This is a genomic window from Streptomyces hoynatensis, from assembly GCF_003626535.1.
In the GTDB taxonomy this organism is placed as follows: domain Bacteria; phylum Actinomycetota; class Actinomycetes; order Streptomycetales; family Streptomycetaceae; genus Streptomyces; species Streptomyces hoynatensis.
Genome location: NZ_RBAL01000002.1, coordinates 107,822 through 131,610 on the forward strand (window position 1 = coordinate 107,822; position 23,789 = coordinate 131,610).

Below are 23,789 nucleotides of genomic sequence, written 5' to 3' on the forward strand. Positions count from 1 at the left end.
CACGCCCGGGCCTCAGGGGCGCGTGCGGGGGGCGCGTGGGGGCGTGCGGGAGGGGGCGGGCGCCGGGGTGGGCGCCAGTTGGGACGGGCGGGGCGCATCAAGGCGCCGGTCCCTGGCGAGGATGCACACGAGCCCCGCGTGCCCCGGCCGGCTCCACCGGCACACGCGCCACCGTTTCCGTTCCCCTCACCACCCGAGGTGATGCGATGCGCCCCCTGCCCGCCCCGCTGCCGCGGCAGCCCCTGATGTCGAACGCCGACTACGCCGCCTCCAGGCACACCGTCTGGATCAGCGCCTCCGCCCTCATCACCGACCCCTTCGGCCGGGTCCTCCTGGTCGAACCCACCTACCGCGACACGCTGTTGCTGCCGGGCGGCGCCGTGGAGGCGGGGGAGCACCCGGCCGAGGCCTGCCGCCGCGAGGTGGCGGAGGAGACCGGCCTCGCCATCGGCCCCGAGCGCGCCCTGGCGATCGACCACGTCGTGCCCGGGGTCGCCGAACTGCCGCCCGACCTGCCGTTTCCCGGGGACATCCACATCGTCTTCGACGGCGGCACCCTGCCGAGCGACGCGGTCGCCGGCCTCAGGCTGCCCCCCGAGGAACTGGCCGGGGCGCGCTTCCTGCCGCCGGGCGAGGCGGCCGCGGCGATGACCGCGCTCGAGGCCCGCCGGATGCTGGCCGCGCTGCGCGCCCGGTGGGGTGCGACCGGACCGGTCTACCTCCAGGACGGCCGCCACCTCGGGCCGCCGCCCCCGCTCGACGCGCACGGCGTCCTCGTCCGGCCGGGCGAGGGGCTGCCCCGCAGGTGGCACCCGGGCGCCCACCCGCCCGCCGGCCCGGGCGCGGCCGGGGCGGACGGCTGGCTGATCGCCCCGGACGGCCGCGTCCTGCTGCTGGTCGAGGACGGCCGGCCGTTGCCCGCCCTCCCCGGCGGCCGGGTACGGAAGGACGAGGGCGAGGACCCGGCGGGGTGCGTCACGCGCCTGGCCGCGCAGCGGGCCGGGGCCGCGGTCGAGGACGCCTGCCCGCTCGGGTTCGAGCAGCCGGACGGCGGCCGGCCCGACGCGGACGCCCCGGGCGCGGACGCCCCGGGCGCGGACGCCCCGGGCGCGGACGCCCCGGGCGCGGACGCCCCGGGCGCGGGGGCCGTGGGTGTGGGGGCCGCGGCGGCGGGCGGCGTGGCGGCGGGCGGTGCGGGGCGGGGCCCCTCCGGGGGGATCGGGGAGGGCGAGCGGCGCGGCGCGGCGGGCGTCAGGGTGCACGTGGCGGCCCGCCTCACCGGGCTCGGCCCGGCGGCCGCCGTCCCCGGGACCGGCCGCCCGCGCGTCCGGCTGCTCGCCACCCCGGAACAGGCCGCGGCCCTGCTCGGCTCGGGACCGGCCGCCACCGCCCAGGCCCGGGAGGCCGCCCGCGTCGCGGCAGCCCGCTGGGGCATCGCGCCCGCGCCCCCCACCCCGGTCGCCGAGGTCCCCGCCGGGGGCATGCGCTGGTAACGCCCCCGCCCCCGCCCGCCCCCGGGCGCCGTCGGTCCTCACCCGCCGTCCGCCGCCCGGGCGTTGGGGTCCTCCCGCCCGTCCTCGCGATCGCGGTGCCCGTGGTGACCGTCCGGCCCGGGGCGGGAGGCGCCCGGGGCGATCAGGCCCGTCTCGTAGGCGAGGATGACGGCCTGCACCCGATCCCGCAGGCCGAGCTTCGACAGGATGCGGCCGACGTGCGTCTTGACCGTGGTCGGGCTGAGGAACAGGCGGTCGGCGAGCTCGGCGTTGCTGAGGCCCGTCGCGAGCAGGCGCAGCACCTCAAGCTCGCGCGGGGTCAGCCCCCGCAGGTCGCGGTGCGGCACGGCGGCCGCGGGCTCCTCCCGGTGGGCGAAGCGCTCGATCAGCCGGCGGGTGATCGTGGGCGCCAGCAGGGCATCCCCCGACCGCACCAGGCGCACCGCGGCGACCAGGTGCTCGGGGGTGACGTCCTTGAGCAGGAAGCCGCTGGCCCCCGCGGCGAGCGCCGCGTACACGTAGTGGTCGAGGTCGTAGGTGGTGAGGATGACGACGCGGGGGGCGGTGCCGCCGTTCTCGGCGAGGATGCGCCCGGTCGCCTCGATGCCGTCCATCCGCGGCATCCTGATGTCCATCAGGACGACGTCCGGCCTGGTGCGGCGCACCGCCGCCACCGCCTCGGCCCCGTCCGCCGCCTCCGCCGCCACCTCGATGCCGTCCGCGGCCAGGATCATGCCGAAGCCGGTGCGCACCAGCGCCTGGTCGTCGGCGATGACCGCGCGCAGCGGCGGCCCGTTCACGCCGTCCGCCACGGGACGCACGCCTCGATGCGGTAGCCGCCGGCCGGCGTCGGGCCCGCCGACAACTCGCCCCCGTACACGGCCAGCCGCTCGCGGAGGCCGATCAGCCCGCGGCGGTTGCCCGGCGCAGGCGCGGCCGGGCGCACGCCGCCGGTGTCGGCGACCACGATCTCCAGCCGGTCCCCGGCGTGCCCGATCGCGACGGAGGCAGCGGCGCCCGGGGCGTGCTTGAGCGTGTTGGTCAGCGCCTCCTGCACCACCCGGTACGCCGTCAGGTCCACGCCGGGCGGCAAGGGTTCCTGCGGCAGCGACACCTCGGCGCGCACCGGGGTTCCGGCCGCCCGCACCCGCTCCACCAGGGCGCCGAGCCGGGCGAGTCCCGGCTGGGGTTCGAGGCCGTCGGGCCGCTCGTTGTCCGGGGCGGCCAGCAGGCCCATGACGTGCCGGAGTTCCGCCATGGCCGCCCGCCCGCCGGCCTCGACCGCGAGCAGCGCCTCCTTCGAACGCTCGGGCGCCGCGTCCATCACCTTCCGCGCCGCGCCGGCCTGGATCACCATGACGCTCACGTTGTGGGTCACGACATCGTGCAACTCGGCCGCGATGCGGGAACGTTCCTCCGCGACCGCGCGCCTGGTGGCCTCCTCCTGGTCGCGTTGCAGGCGCGCGTACCTGTCGCGGCTCGCGGCGAGCTGCCGCCGCCAGGACTGGAACACCCCGGCCAGCACGCCCGCGGAGAGCAGCACGACCGCGGGGCTCGACCACCCGGGCAGCTCCGGGGCCGTGTCGCGGAAGGCGACCGCGGCCAGGACGGCCGCGAGGAGGAGAACGGCCGCCGCCCGCCCGCGGTAACGGCTGTGGGCGATGGCGCTGCACGCGCCGATGACGCAGGTGAGCACGTTGATCCAGCTCGCGCGGTCCTCGCCGATGGCCAGCGCCGCGCCGAGCACCACGGCGAACGCCGTCAGCGGGTACCTGCGCCGGGCGGCGAGGGGCATCGCGGAGAGCACGACGAGCCCCCAGGGAGGGCCGGGGCGGGGCTCTTCCCTCACCAGGCCGTGCGTGGGAGGCAGCGGGCGGACGACGTCCTGGTGCACCGCCACCGGCCCGCTGTCGGGATAGCGCGCCGCCACCACCAGCGCCACGGCGGTCAGCGCGAGCGCGAACAGCGTGTCGGCGCGCACCGCGGCGGGCGACACCGGGGCGGGGCTCGCCTCCTGGCGCCACGCGGCCCGCAGCCGCTGCCACGGCCCTGCGCCAGGGCCCTCCTGCGTATCCACCGGGACATTGTGCGGGCCGGCCGGCCGCGGGCGCATCCGCCTGCGCGCGAGGGGCGGGGTCCTTGCGGCGTACTCCTCGGGGAGGACCCCGCCGCACGTCGCCCGCCGGGACGAGGGGAAGTCGGCAGCCCGGCGGACGCGGCCCAACCGGCGCTGCTCTTACGTTCGTTGGCCTCAACCCGGACGTGAGGATGGAACCGGATGACCCATGTGATCGAACTCGACGGCGTGGTCAGGCGCTACGGCGGCGCGGGCGCGCCCGCCCTCGGCCCCCTGGACCTGCGCGTCGCCCAGGGCGAGGCGCTCGCCGTGACGGGCCCCTCGGGCAGCGGCAAGTCCACGCTGCTCAACCTGGTCGCCGGACTGGACAAGCCGAGCGAGGGCACCGTGACCGTGGACGGCCGGCGGATCGACCGGCTCGGCGAGCACGCCCTGGCCAGGTTCCGCCGCGAACGCATCGGCATGGTCTTCCAGTTCTTCAACCTGCTCGACGACCTCACCGTCGCCGACAACATCCAGCTGCCCGCCCAGCTGACCGGAACCGCGCGGCGCGGCACGGCCGCCCGCGCCGGCGAGCTGATGGACCTGCTCGGCATCGGCAGGCACGCCCGCGCCTACCCCGGCCGGCTCTCCGGCGGCGAACGCCAGCGGGTCGCCGTGGCCAGGGCGCTGATCAACCGGCCCGCGCTGCTGCTCGCCGACGAGCCGACCGGCGCGCTCGACACCGCCTCGGGCCAGGACGTGCGGGAACTGCTCGGCGAACTGCACCGCGGCGGGCAGACCATCGTGCTGGTCACGCACGACCTGGCGCTGGCCGAGTCCTGGGCGAGCCGCACGATCCACCTGGTCGACGGCCGCATCGCCGCCGACACCCCCGCGAGGGCCGCCCGGTGAGCCGCCTCGGCACCGGGGCGCTCGCCCGGGTGATCCGCGCCGGGGTGGGCAGGCGGCGGGTGCAGACCCTGGTGGTCGCCGTGGCCACGATGATGGCGGTGGCCGCCGCGGTGGTGGCCGGCTCGCTGATGGTGGCGGCGAGCGCACCCTTCGACCACGCCTTCGCCCACCAGCACGGCGCGCACCTGGCCGCGCAGTTCGACGCGTCCGCGGTGGGGGAGGCGGAGCTGCGGGACACCGGGGAACTGCCCGGCGTCACCGCGAGCGCCGGCCCCTTCCCCTCCGTGGCGCTGCAACCGGTTGGCGCCGACGGCCCGGCCCTCCCCACGCTGACCGTGGTCGGGCGGCCGGGGCCCGAGGCAGGCGTGGACGACCTGGACCTGCGTGCGGGACGCTGGCCCACGAAGCCGGGCGAGATCGTCCTCTCCACCTCGTTCGCCGGCCCGGCGACCCTGCTCGGCACCACCCTGCGGGCCTCGGACGAGCCCGGCAGCCAGACCCTGACGGTGGTCGGCCTCGCCGCCTCCTCGGGCCGGACCGCGGACGCCTGGGCGACCCCGGAACAGGTCAGGGCGCTGGGCTCCGCGGACAACCCGGTCACGCTGCAGATGCTCTACCGCTTCGCCGCCGCGGCGACGGACGGGCAGGTCGCCGCCGGCCGCGGCGAGATCGCCGAGGCCGTCCCCGAGGGCGCGTTGCTCGGCAGCCAGTCCTACCTGGACGCCAAGCGCGCCGCCGAGGGGAACGCCGCCCCGACGATCCCCTTCCTGATGGCCTTCGGGGCGCTCGGCATCGCGATGTCGGTGATCATCGTCGGCAGCGTGGTCAGCGGCGCGGTCGGCACCAACCTGCGGCGGATCGGCATTCTCAAGGCCCTGGGGTTCACCCCGGGCGAGGTCGTGCGGGCCTACGTGGCCCAGGCCCTGATCCCGGCGGCCTTCGGCGTCGCCCTCGGGGTCGGGCTCGGCAACCTGATGGCGGTGCCGCTGCTCGACGACACCGAGGAGGCGTACGGCGACACCTCGCTCTCCGTGGCCTGGTGGGTGGACCTGCTGGTGCCCGCGGCGGCACTGCTCGTGGTCGTGGCCGCCGCGCTCGTCCCCGCGCTGCGGGCCGGGCGGCTGCCCACGGTGGAGGCCATCGCGGTCGGCAGGGCGCCGCGTTCCGGGCGGGGCCGGTGGGCGCACCGGCTCGCCGGCCGGCTCCCGCTGCCGCGGGCGGTGACCTACGGCCTCGCGAGCCCCTTCGCGCACCCGGTGCGCGCGGTGGCGATGCTGCTCGCGGTGGCCTTCGGCACGGTCACGGCGACCTTCGCGGTGGGGCTCACCACCTCGCTGAACGAGGTGGGCCGGGCACAGGACCCCGAGGAGCGCGCCGCGGTCACCGTGCTCGCCGCCGCCCCGCCGGAGGCCCACGGCCCCCGGCCGCCCGCGGAGGCCACCGAAGGCGGCGGGGGCGGGCCGGGGGGCAGCGCCGGCGGGGCGGGGGGCAGCGCCGGCGGGGCCGGCGGGCCGGGAACGGCCGTGGAGCCGGCCCGGGTGCGCGCCGCCATCGAGTCCCAGCAGGGCACCGCCTCCTATTACGGCATGACCCAGGGCGAGGCCACCGTGGCGGGCTCCTCGGGCCGGGTCGAACTCGTCCTGTACGAGGGCGACTCCGAGTCCGGCGCCTACGCGATGATCTCCGGGCACTGGCCCGGCCAGGCCGGGGAGGCCGCGGTGCCCACCCGCTTCCTCGAACGCACCGGCACGCGCCTCGGCGACACGATCGAGGTGGGCTACGAGGGGCCCGAGGGCACGGAGACGCGAACGCTGCGGATCGTCGGCGAACTCTTCGACACCTCGAACGACGGCATGCGCGTCCACGCCGCCCTGGGCGCCTTCACCACGGCGCAGCCCGAGGTCTACCCCGTGGAACTCGACCCGGGCGTCTCGCCGAACGAGTACGCCGAGGCGCTCGCCGCGGTGCTCCGGCCGCTCGGCGGGGACGTGACGGTCAACGCCGACGAGGGACTTGAGGACACCATCCTCATCCTGGACGCGATGGCGGGCCTGCTCACCCTGATGCTGGTCTCCGTGGCGGGCCTCGGCGTGCTCAACTCGGTCGTCCTCGACACCCGCGAACGCGTGCACGACCTCGGCGTCTGCAAGGCGCTCGGCATGACCCCGCGGCAAACGGTGCTCCTCGTCCTCTCCTCGGTGGCCGTCATCGGCGTACTCGGCGGCTTGGCCGGAGTGCCCGCCGGCTTCGCCCTGCACCACTACGTGGTCCCGGTGATGGGGCACGCCGCGGGCACGAACCTGCCCGCGAGCGTCCTCGACGTGTACGGTGCCCTGCCGCTGACCTGTCTCGGGCTCGGCGGGGTCCTGATCGCGCTGCTCGGGGCCACGCTCCCCGCCGGCCGGGCGGCCCGAGCGCGCACCGGAACCGTACTCCGCACCGAATAGCCCCACCCGGGCCCCGGCCGGCCCGGGCCCCGCCCCCTCCCGGCCTGCCCGGCCCGGCCGGAACCGCCGGCCGCCGCGCCCGGGCGGCCTGCCCGTGGCCTCCGGACCGTGGCGCCCCGGGCCGGGCGCCACGGGTCGCCGGGGCGGCCGGGCGGGAGGGCGCGGGCGGCGGCTTTGCCGGGCGGCGGTTTCCGGTGGTGCGGTACTCTGTCAGCCATGCGTGCCGTACGCCTTCTGCTTACGCGGCCACGCTGACGAAGCGGCGAGAGCCGAGTCGGCGTGGCCATCCCCTCCTGCGCGAGGGGTTTTTTCATGGCGTGGCAGAGACGACCCGATGGAGTTGCAGACGATGAGCGAGTCACACAAGTACGACGCAGCCCTGGCCGCACGGATCGAGGCACGCTGGCAGGACTACTGGGACCGCAACGGCACCTATCAGGCCCCCAACCCCTCGGGCGACCTGGCTGACGACCCCGAGCAGGCCGCACGGCCCAAGCTGTTCGTCATGGACATGTTCCCCTATCCCTCGGGTGCGGGGCTGCACGTCGGGCACCCGCTGGGCTACATCGCGACCGACGTCTACTCCCGCTTCCAGCGCATGACCGGGCACAACGTCCTGCACACCCTCGGCTTCGACGCCTTCGGCCTGCCCGCCGAGCAGTACGCGGTGCAGACCGGCACGCATCCGCGCGTCTCCACCGAGGCCAACATGGAGGCGTATCGCGCCCAGCTGCGGCGGCTGGGCATGGGCTACGACCAGCGGCGCTCGTTCGCCACCATCGACCCCGAGTACTACCGCTGGACGCAGTGGATCTTCCTGCAGATCTTCAACTCCTGGTATGACCCCGAGGCCGGGCGGGCCCGCCCGATCGCGGAACTGGTCGCGCAGTTCGCCTCCGGCGAGCGCCCCACCCCCGACGGCCGCCCGTGGGCCGAGCTGAGCGAGGCCGAGCGGGCCGAGATCCTGGGCGAGTACCGGCTGGCCTACGCCTCCGACGCCCCCGTCAACTGGTGCCCCGGCCTCGGCACCGTCCTGGCCAACGAGGAGGTCACCGCGGACGGCCGCTCCGAGCGCGGCAACTTCCCGGTCTTCAAGTCCAAGCTGCGCCAGTGGAACATGCGGATCACCGCATACGCCGACCGCCTGATCGACGACCTGGACACCGTCGACTGGCCGGAGGCGATCAAGCTCCAGCAGCGCAACTGGATCGGCCGCTCCGAGGGGGCCCGCATCGACTTCGCCGTGGGCGAGGAGGACGCGAACGGCACCGTCACGGTCTTCACCACCCGGCAGGACACGCTGTTCGGCGCCACCTACCTGGTGCTGGCGCCCGAGCACCCGCTGGTCGAGTCGGTCACCCCGGACGTCTGGCCGGAGGGAACGCCGGGCGTCTGGACCGGTGGGCACGCCACGCCCGCCGAGGCCGTGTCCGCCTACCGCAAGCAGGCCGGGGCCAAGTCCGACGTGGAACGGCAGGCCGACGCCAGGGAGAAGACCGGCGTCTTCACCGGCGCCTTCGCCGTCAACCCGGTCAACGGCGAGCGCCTGCCCGTCTTCATCGCCGACTATGTGCTGGTCGGCTACGGCACCGGCGCGATCATGGCCGTCCCCGCCCACGACAGCCGCGACTTCGCCTTCGCGCGCGCCTTCGAGCTGCCGATGCGCTGCGTCGTCGAGCCGACCGACGGCCGCGGCACCGACCCGGCCACGTGGGAGGACGCGTTCAACTCCTACGACGCCCGCGTCGTCAACTCCTCCAACGACACGGTGAGCCTGGACGGCCTGAGCGTCACCGAGGCCAAGAAGCGGCTGAACGAATGGCTGGAGTCCGCCGGCCTCGGCTCGGGTACCGTCACCTACCGGCTGCGCGACTGGCTGTTCAGCCGCCAGCGCTACTGGGGCGAACCGTTCCCCATCGTCTATGACGAGGACGGCGTGGCGCACGCCCTGCCGGAGTCGATGCTGCCGCTGGAACTGCCCGACGTGGAGAACTACTCGCCGCGCACCTTCGACCCGAACGACGCCGACACCAGCCCCGAGACCCCCCTGTCCCGCAACGAGGCCTGGGTGAACGTCACCCTCGACCTGGGCGACGGGCGCGGCCCCCGCCCCTTCCGGCGCGAGACCAACACGATGCCCAACTGGGCCGGCTCCTGCTGGTACCACCTGCGCTACCTGGACCCGCGCAACGACCGGCGCCTGGTCGACCCCGAGGTCGAGCGGTACTGGATGGGCCCGCGGGAAGGCGCCTCCACCGGCGGCGTCGACCTGTACGTGGGCGGCGCCGAGCACGCGGTGCTGCACCTGCTGTACGCCAGGTTCTGGCAGAAGGTGCTGTTCGACCTGGGACACGTCTCCTCGGCCGAGCCGTACCACAAGCTGTTCAACCAGGGCATGGTCCAGGCGTACGTCTACCGCGACGAACGCGGCTTCCCCGTCCCCGCCGCCGAGGTGGAGGAGCGCGAGGGGACGTACTTCTACCAGGGCGCGCCGGTCAGCCGCGAGCTGGGCAAGATCGGCAAGTCCCTGAAGAACGTGATCTCGCCCGACGAGGTCTGCACCGACTACGGCGCGGACACGCTGCGCCTGTACGAGATGGCGATGGGCCCGCTGGACGTGTCGCGTCCATGGGAGACCCGCGCCGTCGTCGGCCAGTACCGGCTGCTGCAACGGCTGTGGCGCAACGTGCTGGACGAGGCCACCGGCGAGGTCACCGTCGTGGACGCCGAGCCGGACGACGAGACGCTGCGGATCATGCACAAGGCGATCGACGGCGTCCGGCAGGACATGGCGGGGCTGCGGTTCAACACCGCCATCGCCAAGATCACCGAGCTGAACAACCACGTCACCAAGGCCCGCCGCGTGCCGCGTCAGGTCGCCGAGACGCTGGTGCTGCTGATCGCCCCGCTGGCGCCGCACTTCGCCGAGGAGCTGTGGCACCGCCTCGGGCACCCACAGAGCGTGACCCTGGCCGACTTCCCCGCCGCGGACCCGGCCTACCTCGTGGACGAGACCGTCACCTGCGTCGTGCAGGTCAAGGGCAAGGTCAGGGCCAGGCTCGACGTGCCGCCCGGCATCTCGGAGGCCGATCTCCAGGCCCGGGCGCTGGAGGCGCCCGCGGTCGTGGCGGCGCTCGGCGGCGCGGAGGTCAGGAAGGTGATCGTGCGCGCCCCGAAGCTGGTGAACGTCGTCCCTGCCTGAACCCGGCCACGTGGGCCTACGCTGGAAGGCGGCAGCCGTTCCGGCGGGAGATTCACGGCGCCCTCGTGGCAGATAAGGGGTCGGGTCATGCAGGTCGCCCTCGTGGTGGTGGCGCTGACGTTCCTGGTGTTCCTGACGCTGGTGGTGAGCGGCGTCAGAGCCGTGCGCCGCGGCGTGCGCCGGGCGCGGCGTGACATCCGCCACGCCCTGTCCGAGGCCGCGCTCACCGCGCGGGCGGCTCAGCCAGGCGTGATCGGCGAGGGGGCGCGCATCCGCAAGGAGCTGCGCGCCTCCCTCGACAGCACCCGCGCCACCCTGCGGCAGCGCACCGCCCAGGACCCGGCGCTGACCGAGGCGCTCGGTCTCTTCGAGCAGCTGGAGACGCATGCCGGCGCCCTCGACGAGGAACTGGCCCGGCTGATGGACGGCGAGCCCGACCGCTCCCGGATCGCGGCGCGCCTGCCGGAACTGCGCGGGCGCGCGGACCGGATCAGGCGCTCGGCCGACTCGCTGCGCTTCGCCGCCCAGGACCGCGCCCGCCGCGACGACGCGGACACCCTGGAGGCGCTGCACCAGCAGATCGACCTGGAGGCCAGTGCGCTGCGCCACTGGACGCCGGTGGATCGGGAACGGCCTGCGGCACAAACCCCCGGCGTCGAGGGCGCCGAGGCGCCGGGCGAACGCGGCCGCCTTCCCGGAGGCCTGCGCAAGCGCCGCGCGCAGGGCGCGTGAGCCGACCCGTACCCACGCACGCCACCGGACAGGCCCGCGACGGGCAGCCAGGCAACGGACGACGGCTCGCCCGGGGCGCGCGGACGGCCCCGGACGCCCCCCGCCGCGCGCTCCGCTAGTCTCCGGTCTATGCCCCGCTCTGTCGCCATCGTCACGGATTCCACGGCCTACCTGCCGCCGGGAGCGGTCGAACGGCACGGGATCTCGGTCGTACCGCTGACCGTGGTGCTCGGCGGCCGGCCGTTCGAGGACGGCACCGAGGAGGCGGCGCGGCGGCTGACGCAGGCGCTCGGCCAGCGGCTCCCGGTCACCACCTCCCGCCCGAGCCCGGAGACCTTCGCGGCGGCCTACCGGGCGGCTGCCCGGGAGGGCGCGAGCGGCATCGTCTCGCTTCACCTCTCCTCCGAGATCTCGGGCACCTACGACGCCGCGGTGCTGGCGGCCAAACAGGCCCCGGTGCCGGTGCGCGTCGTGGACAGCGGCATGGTCGCGATGGCCCTCGGCTTCTGCGTGCTGGCCGCGGCCGAGGTGGCGGCGGCGGGCGGCACCCCGGACGAGGCCGTCGCGGGCGCGGTCAAGCGCGAACAGTCCACCCGCGCGTACTTCTACGTCGACACCCTCGAACACCTGCGGCGTGGCGGCCGGATCGGGGCGGCCCAGGCGCTCTTCGGCTCCGCGCTGGCCGTGAAGCCCCTGCTCGAACTCGCCGAGGGCAGGATCGAGCTGCGTGAGAAGGTGCGCACCGCGTCGCGCGCCATCGCCCGGCTCGAGGAACTCGCCGTCGAGCACGCGGGCGCCGGCCCGGTCGATGTGGCGGTGCACCACCTGGCGGCGGAGGACCGAGCCGGGCAGCTGGCCGACCGGCTGCGTCAACGACTGCCGGGACTGGCCGAGTTGCACGTCAGCGAGGTGGGCGCGGTGCTCGGCGCGCACACGGGCCCCGGCCTGCTGGGCGCGGTGGTCTCGCCCAAGTGACCGCCCGCGGGGCGCGTTTCGCGGTGGCCGCGGCGGGAGGGCCGCCGGGGGCGGCGGCGCCCACGGCACCCCGCCGGCCCGCGGCTCACAGGGTGACACGGTCCCTCAACTCGGTCAGTCGGCGGTCGCCGATGCCGGGAACCTGGCCGAGCTCGTCCACGGTGGTGAACCCGCCGTTCGCCGTGCGGTACTCGACGATGTGCCGGGCCAGGACGGGGCCGATGCCGGGCAGCGAGTCCAGTTGCTCGGGCGTGGCGGCGTTCAGGCTCACCTTGCCGGGAGCGGCGGTGGCCTGGGGCTGCCCACCGGGGGCGGTGGCGGCCGGCCGCCCGACGAGGACCTGCTCGCCGTCGGTCAGCACCCTGGCCCGGTTGAGCCCGTCGGTGTCGGCGCCGGGATCGCTGCCGCCCGCGGCCTCGATGGCGTCGGCCACCCGGGCTCCCGGCGGAAGGGTGTAGATCCCGGGCTCGGCCACGTCTCCCGCGACGTCGACCACGACCCTGGCCTGCCCCGCGGGGCCGACCGCCCCCGAGGGGCTGCCGGGCGCCCCATCGCCGGGCGTGGCCTGCGCGGTGGGGAGGGCGGAGGGCGCCGCGACGAGCGTCGGCTCGGCGCCGGCCGAGACGGTGCGGGGGCGTCCGGACCAGAAGTGGTGCACGCCGAGGGCGACCGCCACGACGAGCAGGACGCACAGGGCGGCGAGCGTTTTCGCCTCGACCCCGCATCGCGACCGCAGCCACAGGGGCAATCGCTCCGCCACCGCGAGCCGCAGGCGCCGCCCCAGCGGCAGGGGCTCCTGCCGGGGCGGGACCGCCGCGGCATCCGGCCCGGCGGCGGCTTCGGGCGCCGCGCCGTCCCCGGCGGCGGGGCCCGCCTCGTCCCGGGGCGCCCTCGCGGCGGGCTGCGGACTCGGCACGAGCACCAGGGAGGGACCGGCCGCCGCGGATTGCCTTGCCCTGCGCGCGCGTTCCACCACGCAGGGGGACGGCCCGGGCTTTCCTGAGGCGCCGGGCGCCGGGGCGGTGCCCGGCGCCGGTGCTGCCTCGGGAGGCGTGCCGCGCTGCGCCGCGCCCGGCCTGCGGGGAAGGACGCGCCACTCGGGGGAGGGGATCAACGGGCCAGTGGCCCATGGCATTTCGTTGGGAGCGGCCGGAGCCGGTGGGAAGAGGGAGGCCGCGCGTGCCCTCGTCGCCGCGCGGGTGTAAGCCACGCGGCCCCGTGAGGCCCGCCGTCCCGGTCCGCTGCATCCTGCTCCGCCGGGCCTCAGCCCGGCTCCTGGCCTGCGCACTCGCGTTTCCATGGCTCAAGACGGTAGAGGCAAATCACGCATCGTGACCAGCCGAGCACAAATCCTGTGGATAACTCGGGCGTTGTGGATAACTCTCTCACCCGATCGGGTAACTCACCTGCCCCGCCGATCGCTCGCGTCACACGCGACATCAACCGCACCAGCAAGGCCACACCACGCGCGTGCCGCGTGCCGGGCGTTGACGCGCCGCCGGAAGGCGCGAGGGGGCACCACCGCACCCGCCTGCCCGGCCCCACGCACTCCCGGCGGGGCGCGTGGGGCGCCTCAACGCCTCACCGGGTCGTCCGGTTCCCTGGGCTGCGCGAGCTACCCGATCGGGTGGGGGAGTTATCCACAACGCCCGAGTTGTCCACAGAATTTGCGTCCGACTCGTCACGGACGGTGACGGCTCGCTACGGTCTTGGGCCATGGAAACGCGAGTACGCAGGACGAGGGCCGGGCGGGCGCCCGAGGGCCAGGCGGCCGGGGCCGCCGGCAGGCACCCGGTCCACGCCGCCTCGGGCCGCCGGCTCGGAGCCGCGGCCCCGCAGCAGGAGAGTGCCCCGGCCGACCTGCGGCTGTTGCCCCCCGCGGCGGCGGCCTGGGCGGCGGCCGCAATGGCCCTGGGCGCGCCCGCTCGCGTCACGGCTGCCTGCGTGCTCGGTCTGCTTTTGGTGGCCGGCGTCCTGCCGGCCCTCGGCCGCCGTCCCGCGGCGGCGAGCCCGGCGGGCCCTCGCACGGCGCGGCGGCTGCCGGTGGCGGCTGCCATGACGCTGCTGTGCGCGGCGGCCGCGGCCACCCTCGCGGGACTGCACACGGCGTCCCTGCGCGCGGAGCCCTGGCCTCGGCTGGAAGGCGAGCGGGCCGAGTTCGAGGTCACCCTCACCGCGGACCCGGCGACTGCCGGGCACGAGACGACGCACGGCCCGAACGCGCCGCCACGCGTCCTCCTGCGCGCCACGGCCAGCCGCGTCACCGGCCCTTCCGCAGGAACGCAGGAGGTGCACGGGCCCGTCCTGCTCGTCGTCGAAGCCCAACGGCCGGAGGAATGGCTGCGGTTGCTGCCCTCCACCCAGCTGCGACTGCGGGCCGGGGTCCGGGCGCCGCTGCCGGGACGGGCGGCCGAGTTCGCGGCCGTGCTGCGGGTGCGGGAGGCGGGCAGCCCGCACGTGGTCTCGGGGCCGAACGCCGCGCACCGCCTCGCCGGTTCGCTGCGCGACGGGCTCCGCGAGGCCGCCTCCCACCTGCCGGGCTCCGCCCGTGGCCTGCTGCCCGCGCTCGTGATCGGCGACGGCTCCGGGCTCGGCCCCGAGCTGGCGGAGGCCGTCACCGTCACCGGGCTCACGCACCTGGTGGTCGTCAGTGGCGCCCAGCTCACCCTGGTGCTCGTGGTGCTGACCGGCGCCCAAAGCAGGGCCGGCACCGCCGAACGAGGCGGCCTCGCCGCCAGGTTCGGCCTTCCGTTGCGGGCCACCGCCGCCGTCGGCTGCGCACTCGTCGCGGCCTTCGTGCTGGTCTGCCGCCCCGATCCGAGCGTGCTGCGCGCGGCGGTGTGCGCCGGCATCGCCATGCTCGCGCTCGCCACGGGGCGCCGCCGCTCACTGCTGCCCGCGCTGGCCGCCGCGGTGCTGCTGCTGGTGCTCCACGACCCCACACTCGCCAGGTCGTTCGGGTTCCTGCTCTCCGTGCTCGCGACCGGCTCCCTGCTGACGCTCGCCCCCCGGTGGGGAGCCGCGCTGCGGCGCCGCGGCCTCCCGGGGCCGCCGGCCGAGGCCCTGGCCGCGGCGGCCGCGGCCCACGTGGTGTGCGCGCCGGTCGTCACGGTCTTCTCGGCGAGCACCAGCCTGGTGGCCGTCCCGTGCAACCTGCTGGCGGGGGCGGCGGTCGGGCCGGTCGTCGTGCTCGGCTGGGCGGCGCTGATCACCGCGCCGTTCGCGATGCCGGTGGCCATCGGCTTCGCCTGGCTGGCGAGTTGGCCCACGCGCTGGATCGCGGCCGTCGCCAGGGGCGGTGCCGCCCTCCCCGGCGCCGAACTGGGCTGGCCGGGTGGCTGGGCGGGCGGAGCGCTGCTCGCCGCGGTCACCGTGGCGGCGTGCGTGCTGCTGCGACGCGTCGCCCACCGGCCCTGGCCGGCGCTGTGTTGCGCGCTGCTGCTCGTGTGCGCCGTGTTGCGCCCCCTCCCGCTGCCGCGCCTCCTCACCGGCTGGCCGCCTCCCGGCTGGCGGCTCGTGGTCTGCGACGTGGGGCAGGGCGATGGCCTGGTACTGACCGCGGGAGGGCACAGCGCCCTGGTCGTCGACACCGGGCCCGATCCCGCGCTCATGGACCGGTGCCTGCGGGAACTCGGAGTCAGCCACATCCCGTTGCTGCTGCTCAGCCACTTCCACGCGGATCACGTCGGTGGGCTCTCGGGCGCCCTGCGCGGGCGGCGCGTCGACGCCATCGAATCCACCGGCGTGCGGGACCCGCCGGGGCAGGCGGAGTTCGTCGAACGGGTCGCCGCGGAGGCCGGCGTCCCCCTGGTGGCCGCGATACCGGGGGAGCGACGGCGGATCGGCGAGGAGCTGGACTGGGAGGTGCTGTGGCCCCCGGCCGGGGCCGCCGCCGCGGGGCTCGCGGCGAACGACGCGAGCGTCACCCTGCTGCTGCGCACCGGCGGCCTGACCGTCCTCCTCCCGGGCGATCTCGAACCGGCCGCCCAGCAAAGGCTGTTGGCCACGCGAGCCGACCTGTCCCGGGTGGACGTGCTGAAGGTTCCGCACCACGGTTCTGCGGCACAGGAGCCGAAACTGTTCGAGCGCCTCGCGCCGCGGCTGGCCCTCGTCAGCTGCGGCGAGGACAACGGCTACGGGCACCCGGCGCCGCGCACCCTGGCCGCCTTGGAGGAGGTGGGCGCCACCGTTCTCCGTACCGACACCGACGGCGCGCTCGCGGTCCGGGCGGGCCCCGAAGGCCCCAGAGCCACGGTGCGCGACCGCCCCGGGTAGGCACCGGCGATCGCGGTGGACCGGTGCCACGCGGCACGGCCCCAGGGCGCGGGGCGCCGGCCCCCAGAAGGTGCGGGAAGCAGCCTGTGCCTGTGCCTGTGCCTGTGCCGGGGCCGGGGCTGGGGCCGGGTTCGGGGTCTTGCCGGGCAGCGGGCCCGTCGGGCGATGGGCTCTTCCGAATCGGAAGGAGGGAAAGGGACATGTGAGAAGGCGAGACGAGGAGGGGAGCAGGGCGCGAGCCGCGGCTTCGGCGCCCTCCGGGGCTCAGGCATCCCCCGGGGAGACGCCGTTCTCCGCGGTCTCGGGTTCCTGCTCCAGCCAGCCGTCGTGGGACTCCGCGAGGGAGGCGAGCATGGCAGGGGCGCAGGCCGCCGCCGCCTCGCCTTCGAGAACCACCAGCCATTGGGCGTCCTCCGCGTCATCCTCTCCGGCCAGGGCCTCGCGCAGCGGGCGGGGTTCCTCGGGCAGGGCGAGGCGCTCGGCCAGCTCCGCGGCCACCTCTTCGGCGGCGTCCCGGTCCGGCAGCACCAGTACGTGTCGGGCGTCGGTCACCCGGCCATTCTCGCCGGTGGCCTGGCTGTCGGTGGCCCGTGGGATGCTGGGCGCATGGCTGCCAGATCAGCGCGGAACGACGATCCGCTCGCCCCGGTCACCCTCGCGGTGGGGCAGGAGGACCTGCTCCTGGACCGCGCCGTGCGGCAGGTCGTCGCGGCGGCCAAGGCGGCGGACCCGGACACCGACGTGCGGCAGTTGGAGGCGGTGGACGTGCAGGGCGGCACGCTGGCGGAGCTGACCAGCCCCTCGCTGTTCGCCGAGCGCAAGGTGGTCGTGGTCCGGCAGGCGCAGGATCTGTCGGCCGACGCCGTCAAGGACGTGAAGGCGTACGTCGGTGCGCCGGCCGAGGAGATCACGCTGGTCCTGCTGCACGCGGGCGGCGCCAAGGGCAAGGCGCTGCTGGAGGCCGCGCGCAAGGCCGGGGCCCGGGAGGTGGCCTGCGCGAAGGTGACCAAGCCGGCCGACCGGGTCGCGTTCGTGCGGGGCGAGTTCAGGGCCGCGGGGCGCAGCGCGACCCCGGCCGCCTGCCAGGCGCTGGTCGACGCGCTCGGCAGCGACCTGCGGGAGCTGGCCTCCGCCTGTGCCCAGCTGGCGGCCGACGTGGAGGGAACGATCGACGAGGCGGTCGTCGGGCGTTACTACACGGGCCGTGCGGAGGCGTCCAGCTTCACCGTCGCCGACCGGGCGGTGGAGGGGCGTACGGCGGAGGCGCTGGAAGCGCTGCGCTGGGCGCTCGCCACCGGCGTTGCGCCGGTGCTGGTCACCAGTGCGCTGGCGCAGGGGGTGCGCGCGATCGGCAAGCTGGCCTCCGCCCCGGCCGGGTTGCGCCCGGGGGATCTGGCCCGGGAGCTCGGCATGCCGCCGTGGAAGATCGACCGGGTGCGGCAGCAGATGCGCGGCTGGTCGTCCGACGGGGTGGCCGCGGCGTTGCGCGCGGTCGCGGACGCCGACGCGGCCGTGAAGGGGGGCGGGCTCGACCCGGGGTACGCCCTGGAGAAGGCGGTGGTCACCATCGCCGCCGCCGCCCGCTCCCGTTGAGCGGATTGCGGATTGCACAGAGGGTGCGGCGATGCGCGAGGAGTGAGGCGACTTGACCGGAAAGTGCCAGTTTTGACCCCTTTTGCCCCGTCGTCCGGTGAGGGGGCCCCAGGGCAGAGGAAAACCCCGCCGTCGGGGAAAGACGGCGGGGTGGGAAACCCCAGTGCACCGTGCTCGCGTGGCGAACGTCTGGGTCAGCACGGTGCCGTGCAGGCACCGGCCACGGCGCGAACCGCGCGGAACGGCGGAGAGAGGGGCCGCCGTTCACCGGCCGGTGACGGGCGCCGGGCCGGTTCAGTCCTGGCGCAGTGCGTTGACCTGGAGAGCCAGCGCGGACTTCTTGTTGGCCGCGTTGTTCTTGTGCAGGACGCCCTTGCTGACGGCCTTGTCCAGCTTGCGGGCGGCCACCCGGCGCGCGGCCTCGGCAGCCTCGTAGTCGCCGGCGGCCACGGCCTCGCGGGCCTTGCGGACGGCGGTCTTGACCTCGGACTTGACGGACTGGTTGCGCAGCCGCGCCTTCTCGTTGGTCTTGATCCGCTTGATCTGGGACTTGATGTTCGCCACGAATTGAGCCTTTGCAGGTTCGGTCTTCTTCGGTGTCGTCGTCCTCGCCTGGACCCGGACGGAGCCGTGGCCCGGCCGCGGTCGCCGAGGTACTGCGGGAGGATCACCGAGGTACTGCGGGGGCGCGCGGCGCGGCAAGCACAGAGGGCCAGACTACCAGCGGCGCCCACGGCCTCCGAATCCGGACCAGTGGCGCCCACGTGGGACCATGGGGACGACCCATCGAGACCAGCCACACCCGACAGGACCCCGCGTGCCCGCGATCCCTTCGAACGCGCCGGAGCCAAGCCGTACCGATCCGGCCCTGCTCCGCAACTTCTGCATCATCGCGCACATCGACCACGGCAAGTCGACGCTAGCCGACCGGATGCTCCAGCTGACCGGGGTGGTCGAGCAGCGCCAGATGCGTGCCCAGTATCTCGACCGGATGGACATCGAGCGGGAGCGGGGCATCACGATCAAATCCCAGGCGGTGCGGATGCCGTGGGCCGCCGACGGCGTCACCCACGTCCTGAACATGATCGACACCCCGGGCCACGTCGACTTCACCTACGAGGTCTCCCGCTCCCTCGCCGCGTGCGAGGGCTGCATCCTCCTCGTCGACGCCGCGCAGGGCATCGAGGCCCAGACCCTCGCCAACCTGTACCTGGCGATGGAGAACGACCTGACGATCATCCCCGTGCTCAACAAGATCGATCTGCCGGCCGCCCAGCCCGACAAGTTCGCCGCCGAGCTGGCCCGCCTCATCGGCTGTGAGCCCGAGGACGTCCTGCGCGTCTCGGCCAAGACCGGCGAGGGCGTTCCCGGCCTGCTCGACGAGGTGGTTCGCCAGGTCCCGGCCCCCGTCGGCGAGCCCGACAGCCCCGCCCGCGCCATGATCTTCGACTCGGTCTACGACGCCTACCGCGGCGTCGTCACCTACGTGAAGGTCGTCGACGGCCGGCTCGGCAGGCGCGAGCGCATCCAGATGATGTCCACCGGCGCCACCCACGAGCTGCTGGAGATCGGCGTCAACTCCCCGGAGATGACCCCGGCCGACGGCCTCGCGGTCGGCGAGGTCGGCTACCTGATCACCGGCGTGAAGGACGTCAGGCAGTCCAAGGTCGGCGACACGGTCACCCTGCAGCGCGGCGGCGCGAGCGAGCCGCTCGGCGGCTACAAGGACCCCAAGCCCATGGTGTTCTCGGGGCTCTACCCCATCGACGGCTCCGACTACCCGGCGCTGCGCGACGCCCTGGAGAAGCTGCAGCTCAACGACGCGGCGCTGGTCTACGAGCCGGAGACCTCCGCGGCCCTCGGCTTCGGCTTCCGCGTCGGCTTCCTCGGCCTGCTGCACCTGGAGGTGATCAGGGAGCGCCTGGAGCGGGAGTTCGGCCTCGACCTGATCGCCACCGCCCCCAACGTCGTCTACCAGGTGGGCATGGAGGACGGCGCGCGGCACACGGTGACCAACCCGAGCGAGTTCCCCGGCGGCAAGGTCGCCGAGGTCCGCGAGCCGGTGGTGCGCGCCACGCTGCTCGCGCCGAGCGAGTACATCGGCGCGATCATGGAGCTCTGCCAGAACCGCCGCGGCACCATGCAGGGCATGGACTACCTCTCCGAGGACCGCGTGGAGCTGCGGTACACGCTGCCGCTCGCGGAGATCGTCTTCGACTTCTTCGACGCGCTGAAGTCCAAGACCCGCGGCTACGCCTCGCTGGATTACGAGCCCGTGGGCGAGGTGGCCGCGGACCTGGTCAAGGTCGACATTCTGCTGCACGGCGACAAGGTGGACGCCTTCTCCGCGATCGTGCACAAGGACAAGGCGTACGCGTACGGCGTGAAGATGGCCGCGAAGCTGCGCGAGCTCATCCCCAGGCAGCAGTTCGAGGTGCCGATCCAGGCCGCCATCGGCTCGCGCGTCATCGCCCGCGAGACGGTGCGGGCGATGCGCAAGGACGTGCTCTCCAAGTGCTACGGAGGCGATATCTCCCGTAAGCGCAAGCTGCTTGAGAAGCAGAAGGAGGGGAAAAAGCGCATGAAGATGGTGGGGCGCGTGGAAGTTCCGCAGGAGGCGTTCATCGCCGCGCTGTCCTCCGACTCCGAAGGCGGCGAGGGGAAAAACAAGAAATAGAGCCCCTTACGCGCGGGCGCCGCGGCATCTAGTCTGATCGCCACCCGAAAAGTTACCGGCAAGTCACCCCCGTTGCAGCGCGGCACCCGGAGGAAGTCGTGACCGACAAGCAGCAGCACTCGCTCGACCAGCGCCCGCCCTCCTTGGCGCACCTGTTCCTCGACCGCGTCGCGGCCACCCCGGACCGGGAGGCGTTCCGCTACCCGGTGCCCTCCGCCGGGGAGGGTCCCGACGAGTGGCGTGGCTACACCTGGGCCGAGGCCGCGGAGCGGGTCTACGCGATCGCCGCGGGCCTCATGGACCTCGGGGTGCGGCCGGAGGAGCGGGTGGCGATCGCCTCCAGCACCCGCGTGGACTGGATACTGGCCGACCTCGGGATCATGTGCGCCGGCGCGGCCACGACCACGGTCTACGCGCAGACCAACGCCGACGAGACCGCCTACATCCTCTCCGACTCGGGCAGCCGGGTGCTGATCGCCGAGGACGCCGCCCAGCTGGCGAAGGTGCGCGAGCTGCGGGACCGGCTGCCCGCGCTCGCGCACGTGGTCGTCATCGAGGCCGCCGACGCGCTCCCCGCCGAGGGCGACCCCGAGGGCTGGGTGCTCTCGCTCGCCGCCCTCGCCGAGCGCGGCGCCGCCTACCTGGAGAAGAAGCCGGACTGCGTCAGGGAGACGGTCGCCGCGCTGCGGCCCGGGCAGCTGGCCACCCTCATCTACACCTCGGGCACCACCGGCCGCCCCAAGGGCGTGCGGCTGCGCCAGGACACCTGGTCGTACATGGGCCACGCCATCGAGGCCGTGAGCATGCTGGAGCCCGCCGACCTCCAGTACCTCTGGCTCCCGCTCGCGCACGTCTTCGGCAAGGTGCTGCTCTCCGCCCACATCAAGGTGGGGCACGTGATGGCGGTGGACGGCCGCGTGGACAAGATCGTCGAGAACATGCCGGTGGTGCGCCCCACGATCATGTGCGGCGTGCCGCGGATCTTCGAGCGGGTCTACAACGGGGCCGCCATGCGCGCCAAGGAGGGCGGCGCCCTCCGCTTCCGCATCTTCACCTGGGCGGCCGGGGTGGCCAGGGAGTACGCCCGCGCCGAGCAGGAGAGCTTCCGGCGCACCGGCACCCACGCCGTCCCGATGGGCCTGCGGGCCCGCCACGCCGTCGCCGACCGGCTCGTCTACGCGCGGCTCAGGGAGGCGTTCGGCGGCCGGATCAGGGCCTGCGTCTCCGGCTCCGCCGCGCTCACCCCAGAGATCGGCTACTTCTTCACCGGCGCCGGCATTCCCATCCTCGAGGGCTACGGCCTCACCGAGTCGGCGGCGGCCAGCTTCCTGAACCCGGGTCCCGCGCTGCGCACCGGCACGGTGGGCAAGGCGTTCCCCGGGCTTGAGGTACGCCTCGCGGAGGACGGCGAGGTCCTGCTGCGCGGCCCGGGGATCATGGACGGCTACCACGGGCTGCCCGAGCAGACGGCCGAGGTGCTCGACGGCGAGGGCTGGTTCCACACCGGGGACATCGGCGAACTCTCCGACGACGGCTTCCTGCGGATCACCGACCGCAAGAAGGACCTGTTCAAGACCTCGGGCGGCAAGTACGTGGCGCCGACCGAGATCGAGGGCAGGTTCAAGGCGGTCTGCCCCTACGTGGCGCAGATGCAGGTGATCGGCGCGGGCCGCAAGTACTGCTCGGCACTGATCGCGCTGGAGGAGGCGTCGATCATGAACTGGGCCCGGGAGAACGGCGTCCCTGGCGGCTACGCGGAGGTCGTCGCGCACCCGCGGACCCGGGAGCTGATCGAGGGCTACGTCCAGGAGCTGAACGCGGGGCTCCAGCGCTGGCAGACGCTGAAGAAGTTCCGGCTGCTGCCGCGCGAGCTGGACGTGGAGCACGGGGACATGACGCCGAGCCTGAAGCTGAAGCGGGGCAACGTGGAGGCGAAGTTCCACGAGCTGATCGACGACATGTACGCCGACGCGTAGTCGGCCGGCCGCCCAACCCCGGCCGGCTGCCGGCCCCGGCGGGTCGCCGCAGCCCGCCCGGTCGCCGAAGCCGGGCAGGCGGGGGCCCGTGCCGGCGCCCGCGGAGGTCCGTCCCCGCCGCCCCCTGCGCTCGGCCGCGCAGGGGGAAGAGGGGGGAAGGGAACGGGCGCCGGGGCGGCGCGGCTCAGTCGACCAGGTCGCGGGTGAGCGCGTCGGCGAGGAGCCTGCCGCGCAGCGTCAGCACCGCCCGGCCCCCCGCGAGGGCCGCGGCGTCGAGGAGGCCGTCGGCCGCCGCCCGGCGCGCCGCGGCCCGTCCCCGCTCGCGCAGCAGCCCGGTCTCGCATCCGTCGGCGAGCCGCAGCTCCAGCATGATCCGCTCCACCCGGCGGTCCTCCGCCGACAGCACCTCGCGCCCCGCGCCCGGGGAACGCCCGTGGGAGAGCGCCTGCGCGTACGCGCCCGGATGCTTCACGTTCCACCACCGCACGCCCCCCACGTGGCTGTGCGCCCCCGGACCCGCCCCCCACCAGTCCGCGCCCCGCCAGTACAGCTCGTTGTGCCGGCAGCGGTCCGCGGGCGAGGCCGCCCAGTTCGAGATCTCGTACCAGCCGAAGCCCGCGGCGGTCAGCTCCTCCTCCGCGATCAGGTAGCGGTCGGCGTTGACGTCCTCGTCGGTGTCCGGGATCTCCCCGCGCCGTACCCGCCGCGCCAGCCGCGTGCCCTCCTCGACGATCAGCGAGTAGGCCGAGACGTGGTCGGGGCCCGCGCCGATCGCCGCCGTCAGCGAGGCCCGCCAGTCCGCGTCGCTCTCGCCCGGCGTGCCGTAGATCAGGTCGAGGCTGACGTGCGCGAAACCGGCGGCGCGCGCCTCCGCCACGCAGGCCTCGGGGCGGCCGGGGGTGTGCCTGCGCTCCAGCACGGCCAGCACGTGGGCGCGGGCGCTCTGCATGCCGAAGGAGATCCGGGTGAAACCGGCCTCGCGGAGCGCGGCGAGGGAGGCCGGGCCGACCGACTCGGGATTCGCCTCCGTGGTGATCTCGGCGTCCTCGGCGAGGCCGAACTCCTTGCGGACCGCGTCGAGCATCCGCCCCAGGTCGGCGGGCGGCAGCAGGGTGGGCGTACCGCCGCCGAAGAACACGGTGCTCACCCGCCGCGGGTCGTCCCCGAGGACCTTGCGGGCCAGCCTGACCTCCTCGGCGACGGCCTCCGCGTAGTTCTCCCGCGAGGCGAGCGTGCCGCCGGAGCCGCGCAGCTCGCTCGCCGTGTACGTGTTGAAGTCGCAGTACCCGCAGCGGGTGGCGCAGTACGGGACGTGCAGGTAGAACGCGAGCGGCCGTGCTGCGGCGCCGGCCAGCGCGGCGGGTGGCAGCCCGCCGTCCGCGGGCACCGGCTCGCCGTCGGGGAGGGTCGAGGGCATGTCCCCATTGTCCCCGGCCCGCCGCGGAACG

At 75.0% G+C, this 23,789-nt stretch carries 16 protein-coding genes; 10 read left to right on the plus strand and 6 right to left on the minus strand.

Annotation, left to right across the window (positions count from 1 at the left end):
• The first annotated feature begins 206 nt into the window (after positions 1-206).
• Positions 207-1,493, plus strand: a complete 1,287-nt coding sequence (locus D7294_RS03935) for an NUDIX domain-containing protein (protein ID WP_158674561.1) — start codon at positions 207-209, stop codon at positions 1,491-1,493.
• A 38-nt stretch (positions 1,494-1,531) separates the two neighbouring features.
• Here the strand turns inward: D7294_RS03935 and D7294_RS03940 are convergent, their stop codons facing one another.
• Both D7294_RS03940 and D7294_RS33610 read right to left on the minus strand, forming a co-directional pair.
• A complete protein-coding gene (locus D7294_RS03940; protein WP_120675529.1) occupies positions 1,532-2,305 on the minus strand; it encodes a response regulator in 774 nt (257 codons plus the stop codon).
• A complete protein-coding gene (locus tag D7294_RS33610) occupies positions 2,290-3,570 on the minus strand; it encodes a sensor histidine kinase (protein ID WP_277751064.1) in 1,281 nt (426 codons plus the stop codon). Before D7294_RS33610 ends, D7294_RS03940 begins: the two co-directional genes overlap by 16 nt.
• A 201-nt stretch (positions 3,571-3,771) precedes the next feature.
• On the opposite strand from D7294_RS33610, the gene D7294_RS03950 reads away from it, so the two are divergent.
• From D7294_RS03950 to D7294_RS03970, 5 genes are all read left to right on the plus strand, one after another.
• Positions 3,772-4,464: an ABC transporter ATP-binding protein gene (locus D7294_RS03950; RefSeq protein WP_120675532.1), complete on the plus strand. Its 693-nt coding sequence runs from the start codon at positions 3,772-3,774 to the stop codon at positions 4,462-4,464.
• Positions 4,461-6,911 carry an ABC transporter permease gene (locus D7294_RS03955; RefSeq protein ID WP_241562082.1) on the plus strand — a complete coding sequence of 817 codons (2,451 nt, stop codon included), beginning with the start codon at positions 4,461-4,463 and terminating at the stop codon, positions 6,909-6,911. Before D7294_RS03950 ends, D7294_RS03955 begins: the two co-directional genes overlap by 4 nt.
• Positions 6,912-7,260: 349 nt before the next feature.
• Complete coding sequence (leuS, locus tag D7294_RS03960) at positions 7,261-10,113, plus strand: leucine--tRNA ligase (RefSeq protein ID WP_174248261.1); 2,853 nt, start codon at positions 7,261-7,263, stop codon at positions 10,111-10,113.
• 87 nt (positions 10,114-10,200) lie between these two features.
• The gene (locus D7294_RS03965; protein WP_194117726.1) at positions 10,201-10,845 is read left to right on the plus strand and encodes a hypothetical protein; all 645 of its coding nucleotides are present in this window, start codon (positions 10,201-10,203) and stop codon (positions 10,843-10,845) included.
• A 129-nt stretch (positions 10,846-10,974) separates the two neighbouring features.
• The gene (locus D7294_RS03970; RefSeq protein WP_120675536.1) at positions 10,975-11,820 is read left to right on the plus strand and encodes a DegV family protein; all 846 of its coding nucleotides are present in this window, start codon (positions 10,975-10,977) and stop codon (positions 11,818-11,820) included.
• Positions 11,821-11,905: 85 nt separating this feature from the next.
• Here D7294_RS03970 and D7294_RS03975 read toward each other — a convergent pair whose 3' ends face one another.
• On the minus strand, positions 11,906-12,736 hold the full coding sequence (locus D7294_RS03975; protein WP_241562083.1) for a ComEA family DNA-binding protein: 831 nt from the start codon (positions 12,734-12,736) through the stop codon (positions 11,906-11,908).
• Positions 12,737-13,536: 800 nt separating this feature from the next.
• On the opposite strand from D7294_RS03975, the gene D7294_RS03980 reads away from it, so the two are divergent.
• Positions 13,537-16,095: a ComEC/Rec2 family competence protein gene (locus D7294_RS03980; protein ID WP_120675540.1), complete on the plus strand. Its 2,559-nt coding sequence runs from the start codon at positions 13,537-13,539 to the stop codon at positions 16,093-16,095.
• Between the two features lie 264 nt (positions 16,096-16,359).
• Here D7294_RS03980 and D7294_RS03985 read toward each other — a convergent pair whose 3' ends face one another.
• Entirely contained in the window at positions 16,360-16,647 is a 288-nt protein-coding gene (locus tag D7294_RS03985; protein WP_120675543.1) for a hypothetical protein, read from the minus strand.
• Between the two features lie 54 nt (positions 16,648-16,701).
• Between D7294_RS03985 and holA the strand changes: the two genes are divergently transcribed.
• The gene (gene holA / locus D7294_RS03990) at positions 16,702-17,688 is read left to right on the plus strand and encodes a DNA polymerase III subunit delta (RefSeq protein WP_120675545.1); all 987 of its coding nucleotides are present in this window, start codon (positions 16,702-16,704) and stop codon (positions 17,686-17,688) included.
• Positions 17,689-17,982: 294 nt separating this feature from the next.
• Here holA and rpsT read toward each other — a convergent pair whose 3' ends face one another.
• Positions 17,983-18,252, minus strand: coding sequence for a 30S ribosomal protein S20 (gene rpsT, locus D7294_RS03995; RefSeq protein WP_120675547.1), 270 nt, complete (start codon positions 18,250-18,252; stop codon positions 17,983-17,985).
• Between the two features lie 253 nt (positions 18,253-18,505).
• Here rpsT and lepA point away from each other — a divergent pair, with 253 nt between their 5' ends.
• Positions 18,506-20,365, plus strand: a complete 1,860-nt coding sequence (gene lepA / locus D7294_RS04000) for a translation elongation factor 4 (protein WP_120675549.1) — start codon at positions 18,506-18,508, stop codon at positions 20,363-20,365.
• 98 nt (positions 20,366-20,463) lie between these two features.
• Positions 20,464-22,341, plus strand: coding sequence for an AMP-dependent synthetase/ligase (locus tag D7294_RS04005; protein WP_120675551.1), 1,878 nt, complete (start codon positions 20,464-20,466; stop codon positions 22,339-22,341).
• 184 nt (positions 22,342-22,525) lie between these two features.
• Here D7294_RS04005 and hemW read toward each other — a convergent pair whose 3' ends face one another.
• The gene (gene hemW / locus D7294_RS04010; protein ID WP_120675553.1) at positions 22,526-23,758 is read right to left on the minus strand and encodes a radical SAM family heme chaperone HemW; all 1,233 of its coding nucleotides are present in this window, start codon (positions 23,756-23,758) and stop codon (positions 22,526-22,528) included.
• Positions 23,759-23,789 lie beyond the last annotated feature (31 nt).

Coding starts and splice junctions, on each gene's coding strand:
- hemW (WP_120675553.1), bottom strand. CDS start 23,758: ATGCCCTCGACCCTCCCCGACGGCGAGCCGGTGCCCGCGGACGGCGGG.
- D7294_RS03950 (WP_120675532.1), top strand. CDS start 3,772: ATGACCCATGTGATCGAACTCGACGGCGTGGTCAGGCGCTACGGCGGC.
- D7294_RS03980 (WP_120675540.1), top strand. CDS start 13,537: ATGGAAACGCGAGTACGCAGGACGAGGGCCGGGCGGGCGCCCGAGGGC.
- D7294_RS03970 (WP_120675536.1), top strand. CDS start 10,975: ATGCCCCGCTCTGTCGCCATCGTCACGGATTCCACGGCCTACCTGCCG.
- D7294_RS03965 (WP_194117726.1), top strand. CDS start 10,201: ATGCAGGTCGCCCTCGTGGTGGTGGCGCTGACGTTCCTGGTGTTCCTG.
- holA (WP_120675545.1), top strand. CDS start 16,702: ATGGCTGCCAGATCAGCGCGGAACGACGATCCGCTCGCCCCGGTCACC.
- D7294_RS03935 (WP_158674561.1), top strand. CDS start 207: ATGCGCCCCCTGCCCGCCCCGCTGCCGCGGCAGCCCCTGATGTCGAAC.
- leuS (WP_174248261.1), top strand. CDS start 7,261: ATGAGCGAGTCACACAAGTACGACGCAGCCCTGGCCGCACGGATCGAG.